This is a genomic window from Psychrosphaera sp. B3R10, from assembly GCF_018861025.1.
GTDB lineage: Bacteria > Pseudomonadota > Gammaproteobacteria > Enterobacterales > Alteromonadaceae > Psychrosphaera > Psychrosphaera algicola.
The window spans coordinates 78,481-100,273 of the sequence record NZ_JAHKQH010000041.1 but is presented as its reverse complement, the minus strand read 5'-3'; the positions used below and the strand labels follow the sequence as shown (position 1 = coordinate 100,273).

The window sequence follows — 21,793 nt, the reverse complement described above, 5'->3', positions numbered from 1 at the left end:
CTCCTAGAACTGAAGTCCGGCTTCGCGAGCAGCGTCTGCCAACGCTTTAACACGGCCGTGATATTTAAAACCGCTACGGTCGAATGAAACTTTCGCTACACCATTCTTAACCGCACGTTCTGCTACTGCTTTACCAACCGCAGCCGCAGCTTCAACGTTACCTGTAGAAGCAACCGCAGAGCGGATGTCTTTTTCTACAGTGGATGCCGCCGCTAACACCTTACCTTCAGGAGAAATTACCTGAGCGTAAGCGTGACGAGGCGTACGGTGCATTACTAAACGAGTAACACCGTTTTCAATATACGTTCTGCGAGCGCGCTTGGCACGACGTAAACGAGCTGATTTCTTATCCATCGTCTTACCTTACTTTTTCTTAGCCTCTTTGCGACGAACGTTCTCATCGCTATAACGAATACCTTTGCCTTTATACGGCTCTGGTTCACGATATTTGCGAATGTTCGCTGCAACTTGACCAACTAGATGTTTGCTAGCGCCCTTAACCACAATTTCAGTTTGGCTAGGAGCTTCGACAGTAACGCCTGTAGGCACTTCGAAATTTACTGGGTGAGAAAAACCAAGTGATAAGTTAAGTACGTTGCCTTTAACAGCTGCACGGTAACCAACACCATTTAAAATAAGTTTTTTCTCAAAACCATCAGCAACACCAACAACCATGTTGTTGATATTCGCACGAGCTGTACCAGCTTGTGCCCACGCATCAGGAAAACCTTCACGTGGTAGAGTGCTTACTACGTTGTCGTTAACAACAACTTCAACGGCGGCGTTAACACTAATTGCTAACTCGCCTACTTTACCTTTAACTTTGACGTCCTGACCTGAAACAGAAATTTCAACACCGGCCGGTACGTTAATAGGTGCTTTTGCTACACGAGACATATTAGACTCTCCTATTAAGCTACGTAGCCGATGATTTCTCCGCCAATGCCCGCTTTGCGTGCAGCACGGTCAGTCATCAAACCTTTTGATGTAGATATGATAGCTACGCCCAATCCACCCATAACTTTAGGTAGGTTGTCAGTCTTCTTATAAATACGAAGACCAGGACGGCTAACTCGTTTAATTGTTTCAATTACAGATTTACCTTCGAAATATTTCAAAGTAACGCTTAATTCTTTCTTAACGTCACCTGAAACTTCGTAATCAGTAATGAAACCTTCATTCTTAAGAAGCTCAGCAATAGCTGTCTTAACTTTAGAAGAAGGCATTGTTACGTCGACCTTATTTGACATTTGGCCGTTACGTACGCGGGTGAACATATCCGCGATAGGATCTTGCATGCTCATCTTTCAATACTCCCAGATTCTTACCAAGAAGCCTTTTTAAGGCCTGGAACTTCACCACGCATAGCTGATTCACGTAATTTAATACGGCTTAAGCCGAATTTACGTAAAAAGCCATGAGGACGGCCAGTCACTGCACAACGGTTACGTTGGCGCGAAGGGCTTGAATCACGAGGAAGCTCTTGAAGTTTAAGCACTGCAGCCCAACGATCTTCATCAGACGTGTTAACGTCTTTGATGATTGCTTTAAGCTCAGAACGTTTAGACGCAAATTTTTCAACTAATTTAGCACGTTTTACGTCGCGCGCTTTCATTGAATTTTTAGCCATTACTCTACACCTTATCCTTTAAATGGGAAGTTGAAAGCAGCTAACAAAGCGTGACCTTCCTCATTCGTTTTTGCCGAAGTAGTAATAGTGATATCTAAACCACGTACCTTGTCTACTTTGTCAAAATCGATTTCAGGGAAGATAATTTGTTCGCGTACGCCCATGCTATAGTTACCGCGACCGTCAAATGACTTAGGATTTAAGCCACGGAAGTCACGAACACGAGGTAGAGCGATAGTAATTAAGCGCTCTAAAAAGTCCCACATACGCTCACCGCGTAGAGTTACCTTGGCACCGATCGGGTATCCTTCACGGATTTTGAAGCCTGCAACAGACTTACGAGCACGAGTAACAACAGCCTTCTGACCGGCAATAGATTCCATGTCAGATGTTGCTGATTCAAGTACTTTTTTGTCCGCTAGAGCTTCACCCAGACCCATGTTCAAGGTAATTTTCTCAAGTCGAGGGACTTGCATGACAGATGTGTAGCCGAACTGTTTCATCAATTCAGGCACTACGCTGTCTTTAAAAGTATCATGCAGTTTCGCCACGTTATACTCCAAGATTAGATAGTTTTATTATTAGATTTGAAGAAACGAACTTTTTTGCCGTCTTCAAATTTAAAACCTACACGATCTGCTTTTCCAGTTTCTGGATTAACAATCGCTACATTTGAAACGTTTACAGAAGCTTCCTTCTCAATGATCCCACCAGGCTGCTGTAACTGTGGTACAGGCTTAGTGTGCTTCTTGATTAGGTTAATTCCTTCAACGATTACTCGTTCAGTACCAGCGATAACTTGTAAAACTTTACCAGTCTTACCTTTATCTTTGCCAGTAATTACGATGACTTCATCATCACGACGAATTTTGCTTGCCATTTTCAGCTCCTTAAATTACTTCAGGTGCCAAAGATACAATCTTCATGAACTTTTCACTACGCAATTCACGAGTTACTGGGCCGAAGATACGAGTACCAATTGGCTGCAAGTTGGCGTTCAATATAACAGCTGCATTACTATCGAAACGGATGGCTTGACCATCTGGACGACGAACCGCTGACTTAGTGCGAACTACCACCGCGTTTAGGACATCACCTTTCTTAACTTTACCGCGAGGAATTGCTTCCTTCACAGAAACTTTAATGATGTCGCCTATACGGGCATAACGTCGGTGAGAGCCACCTAGAACCTTAATACACTGTACGCGACGAGCGCCTGAATTATCAGCCACGTCTAACGTAGTTTGCATCTGGATCATGTTTAGTGCTCCACTATTAAATTTACTTCATATGCCCTTTCGGACAAGCTACTTTCAAGACGTTCAAGATACACAAGAACAATCTACCCCCTAAAAGGGCGCGCAAGTGTAACTGAACAGGACACTGAATACAACCTAAGATTAAAAAATGTTCAATGAATAAACAAATTAGTCTTAAAGGCTTAATACACGCCATATCTCTAGTTAGTTTTAGAAGCAAAATGATTAAAATATTAAAGGGATAAAAAAACCGGAGCCTAAGCTCCGGTTTTTAAACAAAAGGCTTTAATTAATTAAAGTTCTTTAGCTTTTACGATTACGTCTACTAATGTCCAAGTTTTTAACTTAGAAATCGGAGCGCATTCACGGATTGTAACCGTGTCACCAATATCACACTGGTTTGTTTCGTCATGTGCATGCAACTTAGTTGTACGCTTAACGAATTTACCATAGATAGGGTGTTTAACCTTACGTTCGATAGAAACAACGATAGATTTCTCTGCCTTGTTGCTAACTACGCGGCCTTGTAATGTACGGATAATATCGCTCATTACGCACCTGCCTTAGTTTGTGTAATTACTGTTTTCACACGTGCTATGTTGCGACGTACTTCTTTCAGTAAGTGAGTTTGAGCTAGTTGACCTGATGAATGTTGCATGCGCAAATTGAATTGCTCACGTAACAAACCTAGTAGTTCAGCTTTAAGCTCTTCTACGCTTTTATCTTTAAGTTCGCTAGCTTTCATTACATCACCGTTCTAGTTACAAAAGTGGTTTTGAATGGAAGTTTACGAGCAGCTAGGCGGAATGCTTCACGCGCTAACTCTTCGGCTACACCATCCATCTCGTATAACATTTTACCAGGTTGAATTTCTGCAACCCAATATTCAACGTTACCCTTACCTTTACCTTGACGAACTTCTAACGGCTTAGCTGTTATTGGTTTGTCAGGGAAAACGCGGATCCAAATTTGACCTTGACGTTTCACGGCACGAGTCATCGCACGACGAGCTGCCTCAATTTGGCGAGCAGTCATACGACCACGACCAGTAGCTTTAAGACCGAAAGTACCAAAGCTAACCTTGTTACCGTTCAGTGCTAGTCCGCGGTTGCGGCCTTTATGCTGCTTACGGAATTTTGTACGTTTTGGTTGTAACATCGTCTACTCCCTACTTAGCTTTCTGGCTACGACGTTTCTTCGCTGGTTTAGGTTGTTTTGGTTCTTCTTGAGAGATAGAACCGAAACCACCAAGTACTTCACCTTTAAAGATCCATACCTTAACACCGATGATGCCGTAAGTAGTTAATGCTTCAGAAGTAGCATAGTCGATGTCAGCACGTAAAGTGTGTAGTGGAACACGACCTTCACGATACCACTCAGAACGTGCAATTTCTGCTCCGCCTAAACGACCGCTTACTTCAACTTTGATACCCTTTGCTCCAACACGCATTGCGTTTTGAACTGCGCGCTTCATAGCACGACGGAACATAACACGACGCTCAAGCTGGCTAGAAATGCTATCAGCTACAAGCTGCGCATCTAACTCAGGTTTGCGGATTTCCGCAATGTTGATTTGAGCAGGGACACCAGTCAATTTCGCAACTACATTACGTAGCTTCTCAACATCTGCGCCTTTCTTACCGATTACAACACCCGGACGAGCCGTGTGAATTGTTACTTTAATCGATTTTGCAGGACGCTCAATTGTGATTTTTGAAACTGAAGCGTTCTTTAATTCTTTAGTCAAGTATTGGCGTACTTTAATATCGCCGTTTAGTTGACCTGCGTATTCTTTCGTATTCGCGTACCAGGTAGCAACCCATGGTTTAGTGATACCTAGGCGAATCCCCGTTGGATGTACTTTTTGACCCATTAGTTAATCTCCTAGTCCGCAACTACTACAGTTATGTGTGAAGAACGTTTTAAAACGCGATCTGCACGACCTTTCGCACGAGTCTTAATGCGCTTCATTGTTGGACCTACGTCCACCAAAATTTTAGCAACTTTAAGTTCGTCGATGTCTGCGCCTTCATTATGTTCGGCGTTTGCAATCGCTGATTCCAATACTTTCTTAACCAAAACAGCAGCTTTTTTGTTGCTGAAAGTTAATACGTCGAGTGCCTTGTCGACTGGTAGACCACGGATCTGGTCAGCTACCAAGCGAGCCTTCTGTGGAGAAGTGCGGGCAAAACGATGTTTAGCTAATGCTTCCATTTTTTACTCCTTACTTCTTCTTAGCTTTCTTGTCAGCCGCGTGACCGCGGTATGTACGAGTCGGTGCAAATTCACCCAGTTTATGGCCAACCATTTCGTCAGATACATACACTGGAACGTGTTGACGACCATTATGAACAGCAATGGTCAATCCAATCATATCTGGAATGATCATTGAGCGACGAGACCAAGTCTTTATAGGCTTCTTGTTCCCGCTTTCCAAAGCTGCTTCGACCTTCTTCAGCAAGTGCAGGTCTATAAAAGGACCTTTCTTGAGAGAGCGTGGCATGGTATTACCTCACTAATTATTTATTACGACGGCGAACAATATACTTGTCCGTGCGTTTGTTCTTACGAGTCTTAGCACCTTTAGTCGGTTTACCCCATGGAGTAACCGGGTGACGACCACCTGAAGTACGACCTTCACCACCACCGTGTGGGTGATCTACCGGGTTCATTACGACACCACGGACAGTCGGACGGATACCGCGCCAACGGCTTGCACCAGCTTTACCAAGCTGACGAAGCATATGTTCAGCGTTACCCACTTCACCTAGAGTCGCACGACAATCAGATAGTACTTTACGCATTTCGCCTGAACGAAGACGTAGAGTTACATATTGACCATCACGAGCCAAGATTTGTACGTATGCACCAGCAGAACGTGCCATTTGAGCGCCTTTACCAGGCTTAAGCTCAACATTGTGCACTGTGCTACCTACTGGCATATTACGCATAGGCATAGAGTTACCAGCTTTGATTGGTGCGTTTATACCAGACATTACCTGGTCACCAGCTTTAAGACCTTTAGGCGCTATGATGTACTTACGTTCACCATCGGCATAAAGAACTAAAGCGATGTTAGCACTACGATTTGGATCGTATTCTAAACGCTCAACTGTAGCAGGGATACCATCTTTGTTACGTTTGAAGTCAACTAAACGGTAGTGTTGTTTATGACCACCACCGATATGACGTACAGTAATGCGACCGTTGTTATTACGACCACCAGATTTAGATTTTTTCTCTAAAAGCGGTGCGTACGGTGCGCCTTTATGTAGGTCAGTGTTAACAACTTTCGTTACATGACGACGACCTGGAGAAGTTGGTTTACATTTTACTAAAGCCATTTTTCAATTCTCCAATTACTCTGCAGCTGCTTCTTCAACGTCTAAAGTTTGACCTTCAACAAGAGTCACGTAAGCTTTTTTCCAATTCTTACGACGGCCCATGCGAGCGCCTGTGCGCTTGGCTTTACCTTTAACGTTTAAAGAGTTAACTTTTTTAACTTCAACTTCGAAAAGTTTCTCAACCGCTGCTTTGATTTCTTCTTTAGTCGCATCTACTGCAACTTTGAAAACCAAAGTATTGTTAGCTTCTTGTGCCAAAGTACTCTTTTCAGAGATATGTGGAGCTACCAAAACTTTTAACAAACGTTCTTCGCTTATCATGCTAGCATCTCCTCAATTTGTTTAACTGCAGCAGCAGTTACCAATACTTTGTCAAAAGCGATTAAACTAACTGGGTCGATAGTTGCCACGTCACGTACGTCAACTTTATATAAGTTGCGTGCTGACAAGAACAAGTTCTCTGAAACTTCTTCAGTTATGATTAACACATCTTTTAAGCTCATTTCGTTCAACTTAGCTGCTAGTGCTTTAGTCTTAGGAGTTTCAACTTCAAAGTTGTCAACTACTACGAAACGTTCTTGGCGAACAAGTTCGGAAAGGATGCTTTGAATAGCACCACGATACATTTTCTTGTTCACTTTTTGTGAGTGATCTTGTGGTTTGGCTGCGAATGTTACGCCACCTGAACGCCAAATTGGAGAACGAATAGTACCAGCACGGGCACGACCTGTTCCTTTTTGACGCCATGGTTTTTTACCACCACCGCTAACTTCTGAGCGAGTTTTTTGAGCTCTAGAACCCTGGCGAGCGCCTGCAGCGTATGCAGTAACTACCTGGTGAACTAATGCTTCATTAAACTCACGGCCGAAAGTAGCTTCTGAAACTTCAACAGCGCCGTTTGCGCCTGCAAAATCTAATTTCATCACTAATCTCCGGTTTACGCTTTAACAGCAGGTTTAACTACGACGTTTCCGCCAATTGCACCTGGTACAGCGCCTTTTACTAGAAGTAAGTTACGCTCTGCGTCTACACGAACAACTTCAAGATTCTGAGTTGTAGTGCGTACGTTACCCATTTGGCCGGCCATCTTCTTACCTTTAAATACACGTCCTGGAGTTTGGTTTTGACCAATTGAACCCGGAGCACGGTGAGAAAGAGAGTTACCATGAGTCGCGTCTTGCATGCTGAAATTCCAGCGCTTAACACCACCTTGGAAACCTTTACCTTTAGATGTGCCTGTAACGTCAACTAACTTAGTGTCGTTAAATACTTCTACAGTAATTTCGTTACCAACTTCGATACCGTTACCTTCATCTGCAGCTAAGCGGAATTCCCATAAACCACGACCAGCTTCGACACCTGCTTTCGCATAGTGACCAGCATCTGCCTTGTTTACGCGGCTCGCTTTTTTATCGCCTGCAGTTACCTGAAGAGCACGGTAACCGTCGGTTTCTTCGTCACGGATTTGAGTAACACGATTAGGTGTTGCTTCAATTACCGTAACTGGTACAGATACGCCATCTTCTGTGAAGATACGTGTCATGCCCACTTTACGTCCGACTAGACCTATAGTCATTTTGAAACCCCCGATTAACCCAGACTTATCTGAACATCTACACCAGCAGCAAGATCTAAGCGCATAAGTGCGTCAACAGTTTTTTCTGTTGGCTCAACTATGTCGATTAGACGTTTGTGCGTACGAATTTCATATTGGTCACGCGCATCTTTGTTTACATGCGGGGATACCAATATAGTGAAGCGTTCTTTACGAGTTGGCAGTGGAATTGGACCACGAACCTGCGCGCCTGTACGCTTAGCCGTTTCAACGATTTCTTGTGTTGACGTATCGATTAATCGATGGTCAAACGCTTTCAATCGTATACGAATACGTTGACTATTCATTTTAAACCTCAAAAAAAGAGCATTTTAGAAAGAGCATAAAAAAACACGCATCACCTCTCCTTATAAGAGAAATAAGCGTTTTTCTTTATATATTAATTGGACTCCATATCGGAGCCCCTGTATATGGTTAGCCAATTGCTAACCTACCAAGCTAATGAAAGAACATATAAAATTATTAGCTTGCCCAAAAATTAATTGTACCGAGATACAAAATGGGAGTGCGCATTCTATAGAGTCTGACTATAAATGCAACAATTTATTTACATAAATTGTATTTTATCTGCCGTATTGGGATTCAGTCACTACGCATACGTATGCCTGTTCCATCCAATAAGCTTTTCAGACACTCTTATCTACATTATATCGGCATACGCATGGTCATTATGGTTAAATTATTTAAAGCACTTTTACTGGTTACCTTGTTAGGTTTATGGAGTCTCCCCGCGTTCTCAACGTCCGTCAACGTGATGGGTCCTTTATGGTTAGACACACAAGCTCAATGGCGTGATTTTAAAAATGACCTTCAAACTGCTAAAAAGATGGGCATAGAAGCAGTCACCGTCGATGTTTGGTGGGGAGCAGTTGAAAACGAAGGCGACCAGATGTTCGACTGGTCTTATTATGACAACATCTTTTCCGCCATTACCTCAGCAGGATTGCAGATCATACCAATTATGTCCTTCCATCAGTGTGGCGGAAATGTCGGTGACAGTTGCGACGTACCTATCCCTAATTGGATTTGGCAACATTATACTAACGAAAACACGGGACAATCGGAGCACCTGAAAGCTCAGGCTTTAAAGCCGACTGACCTCATGTATAAAAGTGAACAAGGAAACTATTCAAATGAGTATGTTTCACTTTGGGCTGACAACCTCGTAATTCCGCAATACATTGAGTTTATGTCAGCGTTTGAATCACATTATGCGCACATGGCTGTTAACTTTGATGAACTCAATATAAGCATGGGACCAGCGGGTGAACTTAGATACCCTTCATATAATAGCCATGATACCAATACCGGTTATCCAACTCGGGGGGCATTTCAGTCATTTGGTCTGTTAGCTATTAGCGACTTTCAACAGTCCATACTTAGTAAATACCAAAGTTTGTCTAATATAAATAAAGCTTGGCAGACCTCGTATACGGCACTGGAACAAATTGAGTTACCTAAGCACATGGATACGTTTGTTACGACCGGTCAACACCTTAATTCAACATACGGCTTGGATATATTGGATTGGTATCATCAGTCCCTAATGAAACACGGCGACCGATTAATAACTGCAGCACAGCGTGGCTTCTCAAAAGCATTTAAAAATATCGACTTAGGTTATAAGGTCCCTGGCATCCATTGGTTAATGGCTGCCCCTTCACATTTGGCTCGAGCTGCTGAATTATCGGCTGGGGTTATATCAGCCGAGTTTAGAAGCAAACTAAATAATAAAGGTGTTGGTCATGGTTATAAAGCTGCCATTGGTCTAGCTGCAAAACATTCAACGACTGAACGCCAAGTCATTTTGCACTTCACCTGTTTAGAAATGTCTGACAACCCAGTATCCCCTTCCTTTTCATTGGCCAAGACGCTTGTTAGCTGGGTCGGAAAAGAGGCAAAAAGGCAAGGTGTCACGGTGAAAGGAGAAAATGCGTTGGCTGCAGGCACATCATCACAGACGGGGTGGAACAATATTACCGATGCGTTAATGAATGACGGGTATGGCGGAATAACCATCCTTAGATTAAACGATGTTGTAAACGGTCTTGCAAACACTCAATACCCAAAACTTATTAATAAGCTGAATGACTGATTTAGTGAATTATTGCGAGCGCTGCCCATTTCGTCAATAATGGCGAAACACTACTATTTATTACAGGGATTGTTCATGCCTAGAATTGGATTTTTATTTGTCGCCTTTTTAATGTCAACCTGCGCTCTAGCTGCAGAAGATAACGCGTTAAAGCGCAGTTTTAATATCGCCTATGATGCGTTTAAAAATGCGCTTGAATCTGAAGATATTGAGTTAACCATTCGTACTGGGCTTAACGCCTATAACACCGGAAAGCGCTTATTTGGTTCAAATAGTGTAAATACTGCAAATTTGGCGTCCAATTTGGCAACCGCCTATATAGATAATAAGGAATTCAAACTTGCAAATGAACTTCTGCTTCCTTATATAGATGTTTATTTAGAAGAGTATAAAGAAGACAGCCTTGCAATCGTTGACCTTTACATATTAGTTGCTAAGTCATATCAGCGGAAAAGCAAAAATAAACAAATAAAGTATTACCAAAAGGCACTATCTTTATTGGATAGCCATAAAGACTCTAAACCTTTACTTGTTGCAAAGACTCAAGCGGATATTGGCGCCGAATTACTCTCTTTAGGTTCGCCAAAAAGCAGAGTCCTTATCGAAGCAAATGACTATTTGAGTAAACACTTACCTGCGAATGAAAGACAACTTGTATATTCTAATTATTACACCGGAAACTACTATATTGCGACGGGGAAAACTGACAAAGCCATAGCAATGTTATCAAAAAACTTAGATGTTTTTTACAATTTAGATGGCCCGACTCACCCTTTAGAACTTACCACCCATGCTGTTTTAGTTAAAGCATATGAGAAAATTGGTGAAAGTGATCAGGCGACTAATCATTGTAAAGCAATTGGCCAAATGACGCCTTGGGATGATAACCAGTTGCCAAAGCCACTATACCGAACGCAACCTCAATACCCTCAGTCAGCAGTGCGCTCTCGTAAAGACGGCTACGCTATTGTTGAATTTGTGATAGATGCAAATGGCTTTGTAAAAGACCCTATTTCGACGGAATATGGCGGCAGTAAAAAATTCCAAAGGGCACCAATCGACGCAGTTGAGAATTGGCGATACGCCCCTAAATTTGAAAACGGCGAGCCTGTCGAAGCAACTTCAAGGGTACAACTCGATTTTAAAATTGGACGTTAATGGCGTTCAAACGTTATTAATTAGCTTAGGTGACTATTGATATTCACGAGTCGCCTAATAAGTCGTTATGAATAAAGATGGCGATCTATTTGATATTTCTTCATTTTCGAAGCCAATGTCGTCGGTTTTAAACCTAATAATTCTGCAGCGCCGTTATCGCCATATATTTTGCCCGCGCTTTGACTAAGTGCTTTCTCAATATTCAATTTTTCCATTTCCTTATGCTGTAGCGCATTGACAATGTTAGGCAGCGACAGTGCGGTTTTAGCTACGCTTCTTGATGTTGGCTCTTGGCTTAAAAATTCAAAATTTAACTTATCACTCACTGCGAGTATCACCTGCCGCTCTATTATATTTTCAAGCTCACGAATATTGCCAGGCCAATTATATTGTTCAACGTGCTGCATCTGGGCGAGTGAAACTTTTAATGTTGGTTTGTTAAATCGACGACAGGCCTTACGTACAAAGTGTTTAACCAATAATCCCAAATCGCCACGACGCTCTCTTAATGGCGGAGAATGAAGTGGAAATACGTTAAGTCGAAAATACAGATCTTCACGAAATTTATTTTCAGCAACAAGCTGTTTTAGGTCTTTGTTTGTTGCGGCGATAACCCGTACATCCACTTTGCGAGTGGTAGACTCGCCAACCCGTTCAAATTGTTGTTCCTGCAAAACCCGCAATAGTTTACTTTGAAGCTGTAGCGGAATTTCACCAACTTCATCTAGAAAAATTGTCGCACCATCGGCTAGTTGAAACCGTCCTAATCGATCGGATACCGCGCCTGAAAACGCGCCTTTTACATGCCCAAAAAATTCACTTTCAAACAGTTCCGCTGGAATAGCAGCACAGTTAACCCGGATTAGTGGCCTCGCTTTTCTTTGGCTAACTTCGTGTATGGCTCGGGCAATTAACTCTTTACCTGTACCTGACTCACCGGTTATGAGTACATTTGCATCCGTCGGTCCTACAAGTTCGATTTGATGCACCATATGTTTAACTTGAGAACTGTTACCAATGATTTGGTGATGGTTAAAGTCTGCATTTAGCTCTTCTTTTAGATACGCATTTTCCATTTCCAAGCGCGCTTTTAATGAGTCCACTTGTTCCAATGCATTGCGCAGTTCAGACTCGGTCTTTTTGCGCTGGGTAATATCACGAAAAACCACTACCGCACCAACTAAAATACCGTTTTCAGTTACAGGAGTACTCATGTATTCAACTGGCATAGCCCGACCGGACTTACACCAAAACACCTCGTTGTCGACACTGTGCACCTCTCCGTCATGGAAGGCTGCGAATATAGGACATTGATGCGTGTGATAAGGAGAACCGTCTGCGTGTGAATAATGTATTGCCTCGTGAATATTAACGCCAATCAACTCTTCTTTGGTCCAGCCCAATAATGCTTCGGCAGCTGCATTAACAAACGTTGCGTTGCCTTTGGTGTCGACACCATAAATTCCGTCACCTACAGCCTTTAAAAGCAATTGATTTTGGCGCTCGATTTCTTCAAATACGGTTTCGTCCTGGCTCCAATGAAACATACCAGCTTGGTATTTTTCATTAAGCTTCGACATAAAACGTCTTTTATCGTTTTCAGCGCGTCGCTCACAACTCAATAAGATACAGTCATCAAGCTTGTTTGCGTTAATCTCAAGCCCGATAGATATGCCGCTTACCTGTATGGTCAATTCATCAGACCACGCCTGCCCTTGCTCCAAAATTTGCTGTGTAAATACCATAAACAAATCTAAACACTCAGAGAAAAACTGCGTCGCCGTTAATAGTTCAAGTTGCTGCTTATCGATGCCAAACATTAGCTCCGCTTGCTTATTGACACGTAATAGACGGTTTTCCCGCGGTTCTATCAACACCATTGCTGTAGGTGCTTTATGAAATAAGTGATTTAGCATTAAAAACCTCAAGTCGCGTTCGATGCAAAGCATATTCCCTCGCATCCGAAACGTAGGTGATATCGTTGTGTTCTTCTATTTAGTAATTAGACCTTCAATCTTTAAGCCAACAACGACATTTCGTTGAAATAACCACGAAAAATCGTTACCAACGAAATTTCGTGGTTGAAAAAAGAGCCATAAAAACAACATAACTTATTAATATACAACAACTTAACAACAACCTATCGTTTGGCACAAAAGTAGCAATAACAGATACAAGCACTAATTTATTTAACAGCTCTGCGGCAATTTGACTTAAACAGACTTACGCAGATCAATGAATGCACCACCTAGGTTCAATTCAGCCCAAATAGAATCAAACTGACAAAGGTATCAATATGAAAAGAATCGATGTAACAGAGTTAATATTTGCCATAAAAAAAGAACGCGACCTGACTTGGCAGGCAATCGCCGATGCAATTGGTAAATCAGATGTTTGGACTACCTCAGCGTGTTTGGGCATGAATAGTTGCCCACCTGAAACCGCAACTAAACTTGTAGAGTTCTTAGGATTACCTGAAGACGCAAAAGCTTCTCTTATGAGTTTCCCGACCAAAGAGTGGGACAAGTCAATTCCTCAAGATCCTTTAATCTACCGACTTTACGAAGTTGTGGGCGTTTATGGCGACACACTAAAAGAAGTTATTCAGGAAAAATTCGGCGATGGCATCATGAGCGCTATCGATTTTTCAATGGAAGTAGATAAAGAAGAAAACCCAAAGGGTGACAGGGTGATCCTAACTCTTAACGGTAAATTTTTACCTTATAAAACCTGGTGATCGATTTTGGTGCAATTGCATTCGAAGGACAATATTTACAACAAACACATTCTTTTACAGTGCAATAAAACGAGTCTAAAAAACCTTAAAAACAATAATTACAACAAGTTAACTTACTGGCATTCATTATGCTCTGTAAGTTAATAAAAATAATACACAACAATTTTCAAATTAGAATAGGCGAGAATAATAATGGCGTATATCGAACCAAGTGAGTTTGTCACAAAGATGGTCGACGCAGGTGAACAAAAAGTTTACATGTCGACGAAGGACACAATAATTAGGGCTTTTATGGCCGGAGCAATTTTAGGTTTGGCGGCCATATTTGCAATTACCGTTGCAACAAAAACGGGTAGCGCTATCTTAGGAGCCTGCCTGTTTCCGGTTGGTTTCATCATGCTTTATTTAATGAAGTTTGACTTGCTAACTGGTGTATTTACATTAGTACCACTGGCTTTATTTGATAAACGTCCCGGCGTTACTTTTGGTGGCGTAATGCGAAACTGGGGACTGGTCTTTATCGGTAACTTCGGCGGGGCGTTAACAACCGCATTTTTGATGTCCTTTATTTTAACTTACGGCTATTCAGCAGATGGTGGGGCTATTGCAGCAAAAGTCGCTTCAATTGGTGAATCAAGAACCGTAGGTTACCAAGAACATGGCATAGGCGGTTGGATTACAATTTTTATCCGCGGTATGTTATGTAACTGGATGGTTTCAATGGGTGTTGTTGGTGCGATGATTTCGACCTCTGCTGGCAGTAAAATGGCGGCAATGTGGATGCCAGTTATGCTGTTCTTCTTTATGGGCTTTGAGCATTCAATCGTGAACATGTTCTTGTTCCCGTTTTCTATGATCATGGGTGGCGACTTCACCGTATACGATTACCTACTTTGGAATGAAATTCCAACGGTATTAGGTAACCTTGCAGGTGGTCTATTGTTAGTTGGCTTGCCTCTTTACCTTACCCATGTAAAAACATCACCGGAACGTAAATTGAAAGCGAGCTAATTAGCTTCTAAAATTTATCTTTGCGACTCCGTCTGCCTAGCTAGCGGAGTCTTTTTTTAGGAATCCGACAATGAATCAACCTCTCGCAGTGACTATTGGTTATGCAACAAACAAGGGGTTAAAACCCGTTAACCAAGACTTCGCTGGCAGTGTTGTTCCTAAAGAACCTCAATTGAGCGCCAAAGGCATTGTCTTAGCGATGGCTGACGGCATAAGTTCTAGCGATGTTAGCCAAGAGGCAAGTGAGTCAGCCGTTCTGGGATTTTTGGAAGATTACTACTGTACGTCTGACTCTTGGTCTGTCAAATCATCAGCGCAGAAAGTGATAAGGTCAATTAATTCATTATTATGTGCTCAAACTCAAAATAGCCCTCACCGATTTAATAAAGACAAAGGGTATGTTTGTACCTTCAGTGCGCTCATTTTAAAGTCTAATACTGCTCATATACTCCATACTGGCGATACTCGAATTTATCGACTTGCTAATGGCGAACTAGACCAATTGACAGAAGACCACCGAAAGGTCGTTTCAACCGAGGTTAGTTATTTAACTCGAGGATTAGGGATAGATCAAAATTTAGAAATCGATTACCAAACTCAATCGCTGGAAAAAGGCGACATATACATTTTGGCAACTGATGGCATATATGAATTTATCGAACATGAAGTAATGCGTAAGATAATTGCCCATTCCATTACATTACAACACGCGGCGGGCGACATTTTGGCAGCCTGTTTAGAGGCTGGCAGTAATGACAACTTATCAATTCAAATAGTTAGAGTGGACCATGTCCCGAATTACGAATTAGAAGAAGTTCACCGACTTACGAGTTTGCCTTTACCGCCAAGACTTAACGCCCGAATGATATTTGACGGTTTTGAAATTATTCGTGAAATCTACATAAGTAGCCGTAGCCATGTATTTTTGGCGAAAGATATTGAATCTGAACAGTTAGTCGTTATTAAAACGCCTTCAACTGAATTGCGCTCAGATACCGCTTACCTTGAGCAGTTTATGCTAGAGGAGTGGATAGCAAAACGTGTAACAAATCCATACGTTGCCAAAGCAGTTCTCTCTAGTCGTAAACGTAATTACCTTTACTTAGTGACTGAATACATCGACGGCATTTCTCTTGAGCAATGGATGATAGACAACCCAAAACCCTCGTTAATTCAAGTTCGTTCAATAGTTGAACAAATTGCAAAAGGGTTACAAGCCTTCCACCGACAAGAAATGATCCATCAGGATATTCGCCCAAAAAATATTATGATTGATAGTAACAATACCGTGAAAATCATTGATTTTGGTTCAACCTACATTGCCGGGGTAAGTGAATACGACAACGAAATTCGAGGCACTATGCGATATTCTGCACCGGAGTATTTCTTAGGGAAAGCCGGTACACAATGCTCAGATCTCTATTCTTTAGCAGTTATAACTTACCAAATGCTCTCAGGCTCATTTCCATATGGGACCAAAATTGCGCAGGCAAAAAGCTTTTCTGCACAGAAAAAGCTTAATTACCAAACTCTCATTGATGATGACTCCGAATTACCCGCTTGGGTGGATGATGCTTTGTATAAAGCTTTGCAAATCGACCCACTACAACGATATCAAGTATTGTCTGAATTTATACATGATCTTAAACATCCAAGTTCCAGCTATGTGTCACGCACTAAACCACCTCTGATTCAGCGAGATCCAGTGATGTTTTGGCAAGGAATAAGTTTTGGACTGTTTATTTTGCTGGTTATCCAGTTAGCAAAATAGATTTATCAAGGGCTTTACCTTGGCGTATTTGAAACATGTTAGGGAGAGTTGGCAAACAACACAGAATTTACATTGCCCATTGTTTGCCTTTATTGATTTTAATTAAAAATCGTCCGTATCATGGCTGAATAATATCTCAGCACCGGCTTCGATTTGTAACTTGAGACTTGCTACTTTTGGCAATAATCGTTGAAAATAGTAGCGACCTGTTTTTATTTTTGAACTCGCCAGCTTTTTATCTTCAACATCAGACACGGCCACCATCATTTTCGCCCACATATAGCCGTACATGACATAACCAAAAAGGTGCAAGTAATCAACAGATGCCGCGCCAATTTCGTTTGGATTTGTCGCAGCTTTAGTTAATACCGTTGTTGTTACGGCAACGAGATCATCCACCGCGTCTGACAATGCTGCCATTTCCGTTGGAAAACCACCGCTTTGTTCTGCAATAAATTGTTTAATTTCAATGGCAAATAACTTAGCCGTTTCGCCACCATCCATCGCAACTTTTCGGCCCATTAAGTCAAGTGCTTGAACGCCATTGGTGCCTTCATATATTTGCGTTATTCGAGTATCGCGAACCAGTTGCTCTTGCCCCCACTCGCGCACATAACCGTGACCGCCAAACACTTGTTGCCCCGCGATACACATATCTAAACTGATATCAGTAACAAATGCTTTAGCTATAGGCGTTAATAGCTGCGCTTTTGCCGCTGATATTTTTGCTAGCGCTGGGTCGGGCTGATATTTAGCAGCGTCGAGTTGAGTTGAGACATAAGTAGTAAATGCACGACCACCTTCGTTCATAGCCTTCATGTTTAACAACATGCGGCGAACATCAGGGTGGACAATAATTGGGTCAGTCGCACCTTCTTTCATTCGAGGTAGACCTTTGCCCTGCCCGCGGTCTAAAGCGTATGCTAGAGCGTTTTGATATGAGCGCTCAGCAGCACCAAGTCCCTGAAGTCCAACTAATAAACGTTCATAGTTCATCATAGTGAACATGCAGGCTAAACCTTTGTTGATCTCACCAACTAAAAAGCCCTTTGAACCATCAAAGTTCATGACACAGGTGGCGCTACCATGAATACCCATTTTGTGCTCAATCGAACCACAAGTAACTTTGTTTTCTGAACCTGAGCTGCCGTCATCATTAATGTTAAATTTAGGAACAATAAACAGAGATATACCGCGAGACCCTTCTGGTGCCCCCGGTAATTTAGCTAATACTAAATGGACTATGTTGTCTGTTAAATCTTGTTCGCCACCGGAAATAAATATTTTGCTACCGGTGATTTCATAACTGCCATCGCCGTTATCAATTGCTTTGGTTTTTATTAAACCTAAGTCAGTTCCTGCGTGGGCTTCGGTTAAACACATGCTTCCGGCCCAAGTGCCTGCATACATATTTGGGAGATAAGTATTTTTAAGATCTTCTGTGGCATGAGCATGGATTGCTAAACAAGCACCAGCAGTTAACCCGGGATAAAGAGCAAATGCTAAGTCAGCACTACACATCATTTCTTCGTGCATACCAGCCAATGTTTTTGGCATCCCCATTCCACCGAACTCTGGGTCTCCAGCTAAGCCAATCCAGCCCCCCTCAGCGATAACATTAAAGGCATTTTTATAAGCTGTTGGTGTCGTCACCGTGCCGTCATCCCAACTCACGCCGGTTTCATCGGCTTCTCGGCTAAAAGGTGCAATGGCTTGTTCAGTCACTTTTGCGCTTTCTTCTAGAATAGCTTTTGCTGTGTCTAAATCGATTGCTTCACTTAACGCGTCATTGTTGGCCCAAAATTCTTGGACTTTAAATACGTCAAATAGCAGGAAGTTCATGTCGTTGACGGGAGCTTGGTATTGACTCATGTTCTATCTCTTTTATTTATCGTTATTAACTGGTCATACTACTTAAGTAAAAAATTAAAACAAACGTTTGAATTAATTTTTTTAACTTTCTCGTATAAAGATAGACTCTGTTTGGATGTTTGCCCATATTGTTGTGATGGGTTACGCCCTCCCTCATTATTAAGTTGTCTAAACCTACCAAATTACCTATTTTCTCAACAACTGCCGATGACTATCGAAATTCCCGCGATTTTAGCTCCAAGTTTTCAAGCTCGGGAGTCAGGTCAATTAACTTACCTGCGATAACATGGGTTACTTGCTGTTCTTTTTCTAAGATCCCTTTTACTTTTAAGACCTTAGCGGTGAGGTAACTTTGCTTTTGTGCCCTTGCTGTCGCTACCCAAACCACCACATTGGTATTGCCCGTATCGTCTTCTAGCGTAATAAAGGTCACCCCAGATGCCGTGCCTGGACTTTGTTTTCCGGTCACAAGTCCGACAACGGTAACGGGCGTTTTATGTTTAACATTGACTAAATCCGTCGCTGAGGTAAACCGACCTAGCCGACCTGACTGCCTTAACAATTGAATCGGATGTCGGTCCAAGCTCAGCCCTAACGCCGAATAGTCTTCAATCAACTCTTCATATTCGCTCGGGGCAATTTGATATGTTGAGGGCGTATCACTCACTTGAGAAAAAAGCGGTAAATCGTGTTCCATATCCATCATTTGCCAACGGCTCGAAAACCGGTCTCCAGAAATACTTTTAAGTGCATTGCTGCTGGCCAGCGCTTCGAGTTCGTTACGTGCAATAGACAATTGCTTTAGTTGCGAAACATGACTAAATCGACACCCTATGCGGTATTGGACGATTTTATCCACGGTAATTTTTCGAAGGCCCTTAACGAGCCTAAATCCGATACGTAGCGCTAACTGCCCGGCTTCCATTTGCAATTCATGATCCCAATTTGAGTGGTTGATGCACAAAGGCAAAACATAAATACGATGTCGCTGTGCATCTTGAACAAGCTGTGACGGTGAATAAAACCCCATGGGAAGACTGTTTAATAAAGCGCAATAAAAGACCTCTGGGTAATAATATTTTAACCACGCCGATACATAAGCCAATACCGCAAAACTGGCCGAATGCGATTCAGGGAAACCATATTCACCAAAGCCACAGATTTGTTTAAAAATACGCTCAGCAAATTCCAACGTATAACCACGGGCCAACATGCCCTCGGTCAGCTTAGTTTGAAACTTAGTGAGCTCGCCGTTTTTTTTCCACTTGGCCATTGCCCGTCTAAGTTGGTCGGCTTCCCCGCCGGAAAAACCCGCGGCGACCATAGCAAGTTTAATGACTTGCTCTTGAAAAATAGGCACCCCCATTGTCCGACTTAATACATCCTTGACCGCCGTTGATGGATAACTGACCTCTTCTAATCCCATCCGCCGCTTCAGATAAGGGTGCACCATGCCGCCTTGAATAGGGCCAGGCCGAACAATAGCAATTTGGATAACTAAGTCGTAATAACAATGGGGCTTTAATCTAGGCAACATGCTCATCTGAGCCCGTGACTCAATTTGAAATACCCCAATCGTATCGGCGTTTGAGATCATCTTATACACATTAGGATCGTCACCGGTTGCGGTTATGTCGGCAATCGAAATGGTTTTTTGATAGTAGGTTTTTATCAAGTCAAAGCTTTTTCTAATGGCGGTTAACATACCTAATGCCAGTACATCGACTTTGAGCAGTTGCAATGTTTCTAAGTCATCTTTGTCCCATTGAATGACAGTTCGCCCTTCCATCGCTGCATTTTCGACGGGTACTAACTCATACAGTGGGCCGGCAGATATCACAAAGCCTCCGACGTGTTGCGATAAATGCCGCGGAAATCCCTTAATTTGCTCCACCAGCTCAACAAATTGCCTAGCTTTTAATGACTTGGGGTTAAGCCCTAGTTCAACGACTTGGTCAATCCAGTGTGTCGCGCGGTCTCGGCGATTAATGTTTTTAATAAAAAATTCTAACTGCACATCATTAAAGCCTAGAGCTTTGCCCACTTCCCTAATGGCGCTTTTCATTCTATAGGTCACAACTGTTGCCGCGATTGCTGCGTGATTACGACCATATTTTTGATAGATATACTGGAAAATTTCTTCTCGCCGCTGATGTTCAAAATCCACATCAATGTCTGGCGGCTCGTTGCGTTCTTTTGAAATAAAGCGTTCAAACAATACACTTATTTGGGACGGGTCTACCGCTGTAATTTCAAGGCAATAACACACAACTGAATTGGCCGCTGAACCTCGTCCTTGATACAAAATATTCTGTGATTTAGCAAACTGTACGATGTCGTAAATCGTGATAAAAAAATGCTCATATTCCATTTCTTTTATCAGCCCGAGTTCCTTTTCGATTAGCGTTTCGAGTTCCGGTTTTAACCCATGTGGGAAACGGCGTTTTTTACCCTCTTCTACTAATATCCGTAAATAAGTCGTGGGAGTTTGATCTTTTGGGATCAGCTCTGATGGGTATTCATATTTGAGCTCCCCCATATCAAACTGACAACGGTTAGCAATGAGTAACGTTTCAAACAGGTATTCGTGTTTATACAGCTTGACCAATTTTTTAAGGGGCCTCAAGCAACGCTCTGCATTGCTTATTCCTTGACGACCAAGCTTATCAACAGTCGTACCAAGGCGTGTCGCATGTAATACATGTTGCAACGGCAAACGCTCGGGGTTGTGCATTAACACTTGCCCACAAGCAACCATGGGGATGTGCAAGCTAACAGCTACTTGTTCGCAGTGCTGAGTATAATGTTGCTCTTCATCGTTTAATGTTCTGGTTATGGCTAACCATAATCTATGTTGAATACTTTTGTTGAGCCCAAGTAAGAACCGCCCCCAGTGTAAATCAAGCTCTGCATCACCATCGGCGTGCCACAAAACTAAACAATGCTTTAGAGATTTAAGATCCCACTCGGTTAACTCGTATTGCCCTTTTTCGCAGCGCCGTCGACTGTTTGTTATCACTCGACATAGCTCAGCGTAACCTTGCCGGTTAGGGCACAGTAAGGTTATTTTTAAGTCTTGTTGAAATTGAAAATACGCGCCAACGATCAGCTTAATAGGCAAGTTATCCTGCCGTATCTGACTATATGCTCGGACAACACCAGCAACAGAACATTCATCGGTAATGGCTATTGCGTTGTAACCTAGCAAGGTCGCTTGCACCACTAATTCCTCTGGATGGGATGCGCCTTGCAAAAAGGTGAAATTACTAAAACAGGATAATTCAGCATAACTCATGATTGT

At 42.3% G+C, this 21,793-nt stretch carries 26 protein-coding genes; 5 read left to right on the top strand and 21 right to left on the bottom strand.

What is annotated here, in order from left to right:
• Positions 1–3: 3 nt before the first annotated feature.
• From rplR to rpsJ, 18 genes are all read right to left on the bottom strand, one after another.
• A complete protein-coding gene (gene rplR / locus KO525_RS15345) occupies positions 4–354 on the bottom strand; it encodes a 50S ribosomal protein L18 (protein WP_215964721.1) in 351 nt (116 codons plus the stop codon).
• A 9-nt stretch (positions 355–363) separates the two neighbouring features.
• Complete coding sequence (gene rplF / locus KO525_RS15340; protein WP_215964720.1) at positions 364–897, bottom strand: 50S ribosomal protein L6; 534 nt, start codon at positions 895–897, stop codon at positions 364–366.
• A 14-nt stretch (positions 898–911) separates the two neighbouring features.
• The gene (rpsH, locus tag KO525_RS15335; protein ID WP_215964719.1) at positions 912–1,304 is read right to left on the bottom strand and encodes a 30S ribosomal protein S8; all 393 of its coding nucleotides are present in this window, start codon (positions 1,302–1,304) and stop codon (positions 912–914) included.
• Between the two features lie 20 nt (positions 1,305–1,324).
• A complete protein-coding gene (gene rpsN, locus KO525_RS15330; RefSeq protein ID WP_215964718.1) occupies positions 1,325–1,630 on the bottom strand; it encodes a 30S ribosomal protein S14 in 306 nt (101 codons plus the stop codon).
• A gap of 11 nt (positions 1,631–1,641) precedes the next feature.
• Positions 1,642–2,181, bottom strand: coding sequence for a 50S ribosomal protein L5 (gene rplE / locus KO525_RS15325; RefSeq protein WP_215964717.1), 540 nt, complete (start codon positions 2,179–2,181; stop codon positions 1,642–1,644).
• A 14-nt stretch (positions 2,182–2,195) separates the two neighbouring features.
• Positions 2,196–2,510: a 50S ribosomal protein L24 gene (rplX, locus tag KO525_RS15320; protein WP_215964716.1), complete on the bottom strand. Its 315-nt coding sequence runs from the start codon at positions 2,508–2,510 to the stop codon at positions 2,196–2,198.
• A 10-nt stretch (positions 2,511–2,520) separates the two neighbouring features.
• Positions 2,521–2,889 (bottom strand): 50S ribosomal protein L14, encoded by a 369-nt coding sequence (gene rplN, locus KO525_RS15315; protein ID WP_215964715.1) that lies wholly within the window; start codon positions 2,887–2,889, stop codon positions 2,521–2,523.
• 293 nt (positions 2,890–3,182) lie between these two features.
• The gene (gene rpsQ / locus KO525_RS15310) at positions 3,183–3,440 is read right to left on the bottom strand and encodes a 30S ribosomal protein S17 (protein WP_215964714.1); all 258 of its coding nucleotides are present in this window, start codon (positions 3,438–3,440) and stop codon (positions 3,183–3,185) included.
• The gene (rpmC, locus tag KO525_RS15305; protein ID WP_215964713.1) at positions 3,440–3,634 is read right to left on the bottom strand and encodes a 50S ribosomal protein L29; all 195 of its coding nucleotides are present in this window, start codon (positions 3,632–3,634) and stop codon (positions 3,440–3,442) included. Before rpmC ends, rpsQ begins: the two co-directional genes overlap by 1 nt.
• Positions 3,634–4,047: a 50S ribosomal protein L16 gene (gene rplP, locus KO525_RS15300; protein ID WP_215964712.1), complete on the bottom strand. Its 414-nt coding sequence runs from the start codon at positions 4,045–4,047 to the stop codon at positions 3,634–3,636. Before rplP ends, rpmC begins: the two co-directional genes overlap by 1 nt.
• A 10-nt stretch (positions 4,048–4,057) precedes the next feature.
• Positions 4,058–4,762 (bottom strand): 30S ribosomal protein S3, encoded by a 705-nt coding sequence (rpsC, locus tag KO525_RS15295; protein ID WP_215964711.1) that lies wholly within the window; start codon positions 4,760–4,762, stop codon positions 4,058–4,060.
• 11 nt (positions 4,763–4,773) lie between these two features.
• Positions 4,774–5,103, bottom strand: a complete 330-nt coding sequence (gene rplV / locus KO525_RS15290) for a 50S ribosomal protein L22 (protein WP_215964710.1) — start codon at positions 5,101–5,103, stop codon at positions 4,774–4,776.
• A 10-nt stretch (positions 5,104–5,113) separates the two neighbouring features.
• Positions 5,114–5,392, bottom strand: coding sequence for a 30S ribosomal protein S19 (rpsS, locus tag KO525_RS15285; protein WP_215964709.1), 279 nt, complete (start codon positions 5,390–5,392; stop codon positions 5,114–5,116).
• A gap of 16 nt (positions 5,393–5,408) precedes the next feature.
• On the bottom strand, positions 5,409–6,233 hold the full coding sequence (gene rplB, locus KO525_RS15280; protein WP_215964708.1) for a 50S ribosomal protein L2: 825 nt from the start codon (positions 6,231–6,233) through the stop codon (positions 5,409–5,411).
• A 15-nt stretch (positions 6,234–6,248) separates the two neighbouring features.
• Positions 6,249–6,554 carry a 50S ribosomal protein L23 gene (gene rplW / locus KO525_RS15275; RefSeq protein ID WP_215964707.1) on the bottom strand — a complete coding sequence of 102 codons (306 nt, stop codon included), beginning with the start codon at positions 6,552–6,554 and terminating at the stop codon, positions 6,249–6,251.
• On the bottom strand, positions 6,551–7,156 hold the full coding sequence (gene rplD / locus KO525_RS15270) for a 50S ribosomal protein L4 (protein ID WP_215964706.1): 606 nt from the start codon (positions 7,154–7,156) through the stop codon (positions 6,551–6,553). Before rplD ends, rplW begins: the two co-directional genes overlap by 4 nt.
• 14 nt (positions 7,157–7,170) lie before the next feature.
• Complete coding sequence (rplC, locus tag KO525_RS15265) at positions 7,171–7,809, bottom strand: 50S ribosomal protein L3 (RefSeq protein ID WP_215964705.1); 639 nt, start codon at positions 7,807–7,809, stop codon at positions 7,171–7,173.
• 14 nt (positions 7,810–7,823) lie between these two features.
• On the bottom strand, positions 7,824–8,135 hold the full coding sequence (gene rpsJ / locus KO525_RS15260) for a 30S ribosomal protein S10 (RefSeq protein WP_215964704.1): 312 nt from the start codon (positions 8,133–8,135) through the stop codon (positions 7,824–7,826).
• Positions 8,136–8,518: 383 nt separating this feature from the next.
• Between rpsJ and KO525_RS15255 the strand changes: the two genes are divergently transcribed.
• Complete coding sequence (locus KO525_RS15255; RefSeq protein WP_215964703.1) at positions 8,519–9,943, top strand: family 14 glycosylhydrolase; 1,425 nt, start codon at positions 8,519–8,521, stop codon at positions 9,941–9,943.
• Between the two features lie 75 nt (positions 9,944–10,018).
• Positions 10,019–11,101 carry a TonB family protein gene (locus KO525_RS15250; RefSeq protein WP_215964702.1) on the top strand — a complete coding sequence of 361 codons (1,083 nt, stop codon included), beginning with the start codon at positions 10,019–10,021 and terminating at the stop codon, positions 11,099–11,101.
• Between the two features lie 65 nt (positions 11,102–11,166).
• On the opposite strand, the gene KO525_RS15245 is transcribed toward KO525_RS15250, so the two are convergent.
• Positions 11,167–13,017, bottom strand: a complete 1,851-nt coding sequence (locus KO525_RS15245; RefSeq protein ID WP_215964701.1) for a sigma 54-interacting transcriptional regulator — start codon at positions 13,015–13,017, stop codon at positions 11,167–11,169.
• 380 nt (positions 13,018–13,397) lie between these two features.
• On the opposite strand from KO525_RS15245, the gene cynS reads away from it, so the two are divergent.
• The 3 genes from cynS (at position 13,398) to KO525_RS15230 (ending at position 16,620) form a co-directional block, all read left to right on the top strand.
• Positions 13,398–13,838, top strand: a complete 441-nt coding sequence (gene cynS, locus KO525_RS15240) for a cyanase (RefSeq protein ID WP_215964700.1) — start codon at positions 13,398–13,400, stop codon at positions 13,836–13,838.
• Between the two features lie 192 nt (positions 13,839–14,030).
• Positions 14,031–14,849, top strand: coding sequence for a formate/nitrite transporter family protein (locus tag KO525_RS15235; RefSeq protein ID WP_215964699.1), 819 nt, complete (start codon positions 14,031–14,033; stop codon positions 14,847–14,849).
• Between the two features lie 70 nt (positions 14,850–14,919).
• Complete coding sequence (locus KO525_RS15230; RefSeq protein ID WP_215964698.1) at positions 14,920–16,620, top strand: bifunctional protein-serine/threonine kinase/phosphatase; 1,701 nt, start codon at positions 14,920–14,922, stop codon at positions 16,618–16,620.
• Positions 16,621–16,722: 102 nt separating this feature from the next.
• Here the strand turns inward: KO525_RS15230 and KO525_RS15225 are convergent, their stop codons facing one another.
• Together KO525_RS15225 and KO525_RS15220 are read right to left on the bottom strand one after the other, a co-directional pair.
• On the bottom strand, positions 16,723–18,492 hold the full coding sequence (locus tag KO525_RS15225; protein ID WP_215964697.1) for an acyl-CoA dehydrogenase C-terminal domain-containing protein: 1,770 nt from the start codon (positions 18,490–18,492) through the stop codon (positions 16,723–16,725).
• Between the two features lie 211 nt (positions 18,493–18,703).
• Entirely contained in the window at positions 18,704–21,787 is a 3,084-nt protein-coding gene (locus KO525_RS15220; RefSeq protein WP_215964696.1) for an error-prone DNA polymerase, read from the bottom strand.
• Positions 21,788–21,793: the final 6 nt, after the last annotated feature.